Genomic DNA, 7,974 nt, shown 5'->3' with positions numbered 1-7,974 from the left:
CCTTGCGCGCCGCGCGAGGGCTCCGACCCCGGTTCGCCCTTTTGGCGGGTTGGGGTCAGAGCCCTTTTCTGGCGAAAAGGGATCTGACCCCGAGGGCTCAGGGCAGCTGCGTGCGCACCCGGGCGAAACGGCGCAGGTCGTGCAACACGCCGCGCTTGTAGACCGCGCAACGCTCCACGCCTTCTTCCTGGAAGCCGTTCTTCTCCAGCACCCGGGCCGAGCCGAGGTTGAAGTCGACCACGGTGGCCTGCAACCTGAACAGGCGCAGCTCATCCATCACCCACGGGGCGAACAGGCCGACCACGCGGGTCATCAGGCCCTGCCCCCAATAGGCCCGGCCCAGCCAGTAACCCAGTTCGGCGGTATGCCCACGCTCGGCCACGCCCTGTTGGGCACCGACGCTGCCGCAGGCCTGGCCGTCGATCTCGATGGCCAGGTTCAGGGTGCCGGGAGGCAGCACGCGGCCGGCGAGGAAAGCCTCGCCATCCCCGCGCGTGTACGGGTAAGGGAAGCGGTCGCGCAGGCCGCGCGATACCTCGGCGTCGTTGGCGTGGCGCAGCAGGGAGTCCAGATCGTTCGGGCGCCAGGGGCGCAGCTGGAAGCCGTCGCCTTGCAGGTCTGGGGTCAGAGCCCTTTCCCTTTGGGAAAGGGATCCGACCCCGCCGGCGTACCGGTCAGGCATGACCGCCTACCGAGGGCGACTCCGCTTCCTGCTTCTCCAGCTCGCGCTTCACCGCTTCCGGCGAACGGGTGTACGGCGCCAGCCGCGCGTAGAACGCCGGCACCACGAACAGCGACAGGAAGGTCGAGAGGGTCACACCGAAGATGATCACGATGCCGATCGTGCCACGGCTGGCCGAACCAGGACCACCGGCGACCACCAGCGGGATCGCGCCGACCACGGTGGCGATCGAGGTCATCAGGATCGGACGCAGGCGCACCATCGCCGACTCGATGATCGCCTCGCGCACGCTGCGCCCATCGTCGCGCAGCTGGTTGGCGAATTCGACGATGAGGATGCCGTTCTTCGCGGCAAGGCCGACCAGCATCACGATGCCGATCTGGCTGAACAGGTTCACCGTACCGCCACTCACCCACAACCCGACCAGCGCGCCGAGCACGCCCAGCGGCACGGTCAGCATGATGGTGAGCGGATGGATGAAGCTCTCGAACTGCGCGGCCAGCACCAGGTACACCACCAGCAGCGCCATCGCGAAGGTCAATAGCACCGCGCCGCCGGCGCTCTGGTACTCGCGCGATTCGCCCTTCCAGTTCACCTGCGCGTACTGCGGCAGCTCTTCCTGGGCTACGTTCTGTGCCCAGGCAATGGCTTCGCCCAGCGGATAACCGGGCGCCAGGCCGGCACTGATGGTGATCGAGCGCAGTCGGTTGAAGCGGTTCAGGGTACCGGCCTCGGCCACTTCACTCAGCGTGACCAGGTTGGACAGCGGCACCAGCTCGCCGGAGTTGGCGCGCACGCGGATCGCGGCCAGGTCGGCCGGGCTGGCACGACCATCGCGACCGGCCTGCACCAGCACGTCGTACTCCTCGCCGTTGTCGACGAAGGTGGTGACGCGACGCGAGCCCATCATGGTTTCCAGCGCCGAACCGATCGCGGTGACCGGCACGCCGAGATCGGCCGCACGCTGGCGGTCAATGTTCACCCGCATCTGCGGCCGGGTTTCCTTGTAATCGGAATCGGGGCCGACCAGGCCGGGATTGTCGGCCATGCGCAGCAGGATGCGGTCGCGCCACTGCGCGATCTCGGCATATTCCGGGCCGCCCAGCACGATCTGGAACGGTTGGCCGCCGCTGCGCACCAGGCCACCACCCACCTGCGTGCGTACGCGCACGCCGCGGATGGTATCCAGTTCCTTCTGCAGTTCGTTGGCGACTTCGGGCGTACCCTCGCTGCGCTGGCGCCACGGCTGCAGGAAGATGCTGACGCGGCCGGTATGCATTTCCTCGCTGGCGCCCCAGCCGCCCGGCACGCGGGGGTTGGCACGCACGATCGGCTTGTCCGGGCCGACATGCGGTGCCAGCAGCGCTTCCACCTGCTGCACCTGCTGCACGGTGTAGTCGTAGCCGGCGCCTTCCGGGCCGTCGATCATGATCTGGAACGAACCACGGTCTTCGGCTGGCGCCAGTTCCGACGGCAGCAGCTTGAGCAGGCCCCAGCTGGCGGCCAGCGCAGCCACCATCACCAGCAGGTAGATCCAGGTGCGGTCGACATGGTGATCGAGAACCCGCCCATAGGCACCCGCAAGGCGTTCCAGGTTGCGGTTGATGAAGCCGTGCAGGCCTCGCGGGGCCTGCCCGGTATGCGGCTTGAGCAGCTTGGAAGCCATCATCGGCGTCAGTGTGAGCGCAACGAACGCGGACAACGCCACGGCAGCGGCCAGCGCCACGGCCAGTTCGCGGAACAGTCGCCCGGTGTTGCCCTCCAGGAAGCCGACCGGCAGGAACACCGCCACCAGCACGGCAGTGGTGGCAATCACCGCGAAGGCGACCTGCGCGGTGCCGCGCTTGGAGGCCACCAGTGGTGGTTCGCCCAGGTCGATGCGGCGCTGCACGTTTTCCACCACCACGATCGCATCGTCCACCACCAGGCCGATGCACAGCACCAGCGCCAGCAGGGTCAGCAGGTTGATCGAGAAGTCGAACGCATACAGCGCGATGAACGCCGCCACCAGGCAGACCGGCACCGTCACTGCCGGAATCAACGCGGCGCGGAAGCTGCCGAGGAACAGCCAGATCACCGCCAGCACCAGGATCATCGCTTCCACCAGGGTGGCGTAGACGCGGTCCACTGCAGCTTCGATGAAGGTGGTGTTGTCGAAGGCGACGAAGATCTGCGTGCCCTTGGGCAGGGTCAGCGCCACCCGCTCGGCCTCAGCGCGCGCAGTGCGTGCCACGTCCAGCGAGTTGGCGGTGGAGGTCTTGACGATGCCCAGGCCGATGCCGGGCTCGCCGTTGCTGCGGTAGTACGCGCGGCGTTCGGCCGAGGCCAGCTCGATCTTCGCCACGTCGCCCATGCGCACCACGTAGCCGTCGCGGCCCTTGCCCAGCGGGATGGTCGCGAAATCCTCGGGCTTGATGTAGTTGCGTTCCACGCGCAGGGTGAAATCGCGGTCGGTCGACTCGATGCGGCCGGCCGGCAGCTCCACGTTCTCGTTGCGCAGTGCGGTTTCCACGTCGCCGGTGGTCAGCCCGCGCGCGGCCAGCTGGTCACGGTCCAGCCAGATCCGCATCGCATAGCGCTGGCGGCCGCCGATGCGGACCTGGGCCACGCCATCGAGGCTGGAGAAACGATCGACCACGTAGCGGTCGGCGTAGTCGCTCAACTCCAGCGTGTCCATGGTCGAGGACACCATGTTGAACCATATGATCGGGTCGGCATCGCTCTCGACCTTGGCAATCTCTGGTGGCCGCGCCTCTTCCGGCATGCGGTCGGCGACGCGGCTGACCGCATCGCGCACGTCGTTGGCCGCCGCTTCGATATCACGGTTGGAGGTGAACTCGATGCTGACCTGCGAGCGGCCGTTGGTGCTGCGCGCGTTGATCGTATCGATGCCTTCGATGCCAGCCAGCGCATCTTCCAGCACCTGGGTGATGCGGCTTTCGATGACCGCCGCCGACGCGCCGGTGTAGTCCACCGACACCGAAACGATCGGAGGGTCGATGGCGGGCAGTTCGCGCAGGGTCAGGCGGGTGAAGGACATCACGCCCAGCACCAGCAGCAACAGGCTCATCACCACGGCGAACACCGGCCGCTGGATGGAGATGTCGGACAGCTTCATCCGCCGTGGCCCTCGGCCGCGACCGGCGCCGGCGCGTCAGCCGGTTTGGCGCCAGAGGCCGGTGCGGCGTCCTTCGCAGCGACCTTCAGGCCCGGGCGCAGCTTGCCGGTGCCATCGACCACGATGCGCTGGCCTGCTTCCAGGCCCTGCCGGATCTCGACCACGCCGGCACGGCGCGCGCCGGTGACCACGTCCACCCGCTCGACGCTGTCGTCGGCCTTGATGCGGTACACGAAGGTATCGCGGCCGACCTGTACCACGGCGATTTCCGGGACCACCAGCGCCGGGCGCTCGGGGCGGAACAGGCGCACGTCCAGCAGCATGCCCGGGCGCAATGCGTGGTCGCCATTGGCGAAATCGGCGCGCACGGTCACCGCACGGGTGGCCGGATCGATGCGCGCATCGATGGTGCTGACCACGCCCTCGAAGGTGCGACCCGGCCAGGCCACGCTGGTGGCACTGACCTTGTCACCAACGCCCAGCGCAGCCAGCTCCACTTCCGGCACCTGGAAATCGACATGCATGTGCTCGATGTCGTCGAGCGTGGCGATGACCGTGGTCGGGGTCAGCAGCGATCCCGGACTGACCTGGCGGATGCCAAGCACACCGGCAAAGGGCGCACGCACGCGGCGGTCGCCAATGTCTGCCTGCATCTGCATCACGCGCGCCTCGGCGGCGTCGCGGATCGACTTCTGCGTATCCAGCGTGGCGCTGGACACCAGCCGCTGGGCGGCCAGTTCGCGCTGGCGCTTGTACAGCTGATCGGCTTCATGGAAAGTGGCCTGCGCCTGCACCAGTGCGGCTTCCTGGGCCTGGCCGCGCAGCGTCACGATCGGCGCACCGGCGGCAATGTGCTGGCCGCTCTCGAAGTGCACTTTCTCGACGATCTCGCTGACTTTGGCAGTGACGCTGATCGACTCGCGCGCCTTGGCCGTGCCCAGTGCCTGAAGGGTGTCGTTCCACTGCGTGGGCTGCACGACCTGCGCGGTGACCGGCACCGCTTCGCCCTGCCGACGTGCGGCGGCCTCCTGTTTGCCTGCGCACCCGGCCAGCACGGCCAGGCTGAGGCCGAGGGCCAGGGTCGAAGCGATACGAGCCAACATGAACGGTCCTGATTGATCCACGGCCGCCGAGTGTAGGCAAGTGCCCATAAAGGCGGTATGTGCCAAGCGTTTACCGGCGTGGAACCTAGGCTGCGATAGCGCCTTGAACCCGTTCCGTGCAAGGCTGCCATGGGCAGTGTCGGCGTGTGTCGGGGTGTATCCAGTGGTGCACCACCGCGGCCGTCATCGTAGAGTCGAACCTGCCCGACCGAGGGCGTCGGGCGGGGACGGATCCTGGCGGGGATCCGGCCCCGTTTTTTTTATGCCCGGCGGATCAATACCGGTAGTTCAACTTCATCCACACGCTACGCCCCGGCTCGTTGATCCGCACCGGGTCGGCCGGGAAGCCGAAGTCGGCGCTGCCGGCCAGGTTCAGGTGCTCGCTGTAGGCGCGGTCGAACAGGTTGTCGACGCCGGCGCTGAGCTGCAGCTGCGAACTGAAACGGTACGCGGCATTGAGCGCGAAGGTGGCAAACCCGGCGCTCGGCCCGAGGTCCTGCGCGACCACGTTGCCCTGTCCATCTGCGACACGATGCTGATGGGTCACCGCGCGCAGCAATGCGCCGGCACTCCAGCGCTGGCCCTCCCAGTTCGCGCTCAGGCGTGCTTCCAACGGCGGCATCTGCGGCAGCGGACGCTGCTGGTCGCGGTTCTCTCCCCAGGCATAGGCCAGCGTGCCGCCCAGCTTCCACTGCTCGGTCAGGCTCACTTCCAACCCGGCCTCGGCACCGGCAATGCGCGCCTCGACGTTGCTGGCCTGGCTCATGCCCATCATGCCGCTGCCGTGGTAGGTGAACAGGATGTAGTCCTGGATCTGCCCGGCATAGGCCGAGACCCAGGCCTGCACGCGCGGTCCCTTGTACTGCAGGCCCACGTCGAGCTGGGTGGTGCGTTCCGGCTGCACGCCAGTGAACGCGTTCACTGCGCCGGCCGGGCCGTGGTTGGGCGAGAACAGCTCCCAGTAGTCGGGCATGCGCTCGCTGTGGCCGAGGCCGGCGTACCAGGTCAGGCCGTCGGCCAGGTCCTGCTCGTAGCGCAGGAAGCCACTGCCGAGCCATTCCTTGCGACGCTCGCCGGCGGTGGGATTGGGCATGTTCCCCATCATCCCGCGGATCGACTGCCGCTCGTCGCGAGCGCTGGCGCGATCGATGCGCAGGCCGCTGATCCAGCGCTGATCGGTGCCGGCGCCGAGGGTCAACTCGGTGAAAACGCCATAGCGGCGGAAGCTGGCATCGGTCTGCCACGCCGCCTGGCGATAGGTGCCCCGGCCCATGCCCATTCGCCCACGATGGCGGCTGTCCTCGCCATCCACACCCGCCACCAGTTGCACGTCCTGCCAGCCCCACTCGGAACTGACCCGGCCGCCCTGGGTACGGCGGTCCACGTTCGACGCCATCGGCATCGGCATCATGCTGTGCGGATTCGGCGTGCGCAGCGTGTAGTTGTCCATCACGTGGTCGGCCTCGTTGTAGTACACGTTGGCCTGCAGCGTGTCCCACGCACCCGGCAGGTTGCGCTTCTCGAAGCGCGCGGCGTAGCTGGTGCGTTCGAACGCGGCACCGTCCATGCCGCGCCCCGCGTAGCGTGCGATCGCATCGCCGGCACCGGCAGAAACTTCCAGCAGCGTATCGGCATCCGGCGTCCAGCCGATCGCCACGTCACCGTTCCACTTGCGCCACTTCGATGGCACCACATCGCCGTGGCCGTCCTTGTAGTCATCGGCTTCGGAACGGTTGCCACTGGCGCGCACATAGCCGGCCGGGTTGCCCAGGGTCAGGTCCAGCACCTGGTCGTTGCGGTTGCGCGAACCGACCAGCGTACTGGCATCGGCACGCAGGCCCGGTTCCTCGAAGCGCGGTGTATCGCGTTCGAAGCGCACGGTGCCGGCCGAGGCACCTGCCCCCCAGCGCACGCTCTGCGGGCCCTTGATGATGGTCAGGCGGTCGAAGCTCTCCGGTGCGATGTAGGACAGCGGGTTGTCCATGCGCGAGGGGCAGGCGCCGATCAGGTTGCCGTCATTGCTGAGGATGTTCAGGCGCGAACCCAACATGCCGCGCAGCACCGGGTCACCGTTGGTGCCGCCGTTGCGGATGGCGGAGAAGCCAGGAACGGTCTTCAGGTAGTCGGCGCCGTCACTGGCAGGGACCGGCTGCCGCGGCAGGCGTGGATCGGTCACCCAGTGCAGTGACGACGAAGGCGCGGCGGCGGTGACCACCAGCGTATCGAGAGTGCGCGCCTCTTCGGCGGGCGCGGCATGGGCGAGCGTTGCAGCCGCGGCCAGGCCAAGGGCAACCGGCAGGCGCACGCAGGCGCCTGCGGGGCGGGAAGTCATTTTCATCGGAACAGCTCCAAGGTACGCACGCGCGCACGGCGCCCGGTCAGGCGTCGTGCGGCAGATTCGACAGGAAAATCAGCGGACGATGGAGGCGCGCGGTGGCCCACGCGCGGCGTGTGCCGGCCAGCGCAGTGCCGGCAGTACCTGCTGCGACCACGGGAATACCAGCCGCGGCCGCCACAGCAGCGGCAACAGCAGCACCAATACCGCCAGCCACGGCAGCAGGCGCATGGCCAGCACGCAGTATTCGCAGGCTTCGCCATGCATGGCGTGAGGATCGGCCGGTGGGGTCGGACTCCGTTGCCCGTGCAGAGGGCTCTGACCCACTGCGGCAGCGTCGTGGTGCATGTGCGCGTGGTCCATGCCTGCCATCGCCGCGTGGTCCATCGGCGGCGCCTGCAGCGCGCGGCTGACCAGTGGCGCAAGCACCATCAGCAGCGTCGCCAGGACGGCGAGCTGCAGCAGGAGGCGCTGCGGGCGGGACAGGCGGGTCACCCCGCTAGTGTAGAGGCGGGTCCAGGGTTGCCCGTGCGACGAACCGTCGCAGGCGTTTGCGACACCCCGTCGCGGGGGTGTTCGGCAGGGCTGCGCCCTGCACCTGCAGAGACCGCGTCCACGGCAAGAGCCCAAGCAACAGCAAAAGCAAAAGCGGTTTCCTGTGGGTAGGCGGGGTGGGTCCGGTTGCGGGGGACGCCGTAAATACGTCCATGCAGGCTCGGCTCACGCCCCCGCAACC

5 protein-coding genes are annotated in these 7,974 nt (G+C 68.1%); all 5 read right to left on the bottom strand.

The window, feature by feature from the left end:
- Positions 1 to 97: 97 nt before the first annotated feature.
- On the bottom strand, positions 98 to 682 hold the full coding sequence (locus ABGA94_RS00130; protein WP_188247989.1) for a GNAT family N-acetyltransferase: 585 nt from the start codon (positions 680 to 682) through the stop codon (positions 98 to 100).
- A complete protein-coding gene (locus tag ABGA94_RS00125) occupies positions 675 to 3,800 on the bottom strand; it encodes an efflux RND transporter permease subunit (RefSeq protein ID WP_005418827.1) in 3,126 nt (1,041 codons plus the stop codon). Before ABGA94_RS00125 ends, ABGA94_RS00130 begins: the two co-directional genes overlap by 8 nt.
- Positions 3,797 to 4,903 carry an efflux RND transporter periplasmic adaptor subunit gene (locus tag ABGA94_RS00120; protein ID WP_049412714.1) on the bottom strand — a complete coding sequence of 369 codons (1,107 nt, stop codon included), beginning with the start codon at positions 4,901 to 4,903 and terminating at the stop codon, positions 3,797 to 3,799. The genes ABGA94_RS00125 and ABGA94_RS00120 overlap by 4 nt, the downstream gene beginning before the upstream one ends.
- A 274-nt stretch (positions 4,904 to 5,177) precedes the next feature.
- Positions 5,178 to 7,241: a TonB-dependent copper receptor gene (locus tag ABGA94_RS00115; protein WP_375365956.1), complete on the bottom strand. Its 2,064-nt coding sequence runs from the start codon at positions 7,239 to 7,241 to the stop codon at positions 5,178 to 5,180.
- Between the two features lie 72 nt (positions 7,242 to 7,313).
- Positions 7,314 to 7,733, bottom strand: coding sequence for a DUF2946 family protein (locus ABGA94_RS00110; protein ID WP_005418850.1), 420 nt, complete (start codon positions 7,731 to 7,733; stop codon positions 7,314 to 7,316).
- Positions 7,734 to 7,974: the final 241 nt, after the last annotated feature.

This window comes from Stenotrophomonas sp. 3diitr2024, assembly GCF_042136455.1.
GTDB lineage: Bacteria > Pseudomonadota > Gammaproteobacteria > Xanthomonadales > Xanthomonadaceae > Stenotrophomonas > Stenotrophomonas sepilia.
The sequence above is the reverse complement of the archived record's forward strand: the minus strand, read 5'-3'. Positions and strand labels throughout refer to the sequence as shown.

Excerpts from the sequence above, each read along its gene's own strand:
- ABGA94_RS00125 (WP_005418827.1), bottom strand. The coding sequence starts at position 3,800 with ATGAAGCTGTCCGACATCTCCATCCAGCGGCCGGTGTTCGCCGTGGTG.
- ABGA94_RS00130 (WP_188247989.1), bottom strand. The coding sequence starts at position 682 with ATGCCTGACCGGTACGCCGGCGGGGTCGGATCCCTTTCCCAAAGGGAA.
- ABGA94_RS00115 (WP_375365956.1), bottom strand. The coding sequence starts at position 7,241 with ATGAAAATGACTTCCCGCCCCGCAGGCGCCTGCGTGCGCCTGCCGGTT.
- ABGA94_RS00120 (WP_049412714.1), bottom strand. The coding sequence starts at position 4,903 with ATGTTGGCTCGTATCGCTTCGACCCTGGCCCTCGGCCTCAGCCTGGCC.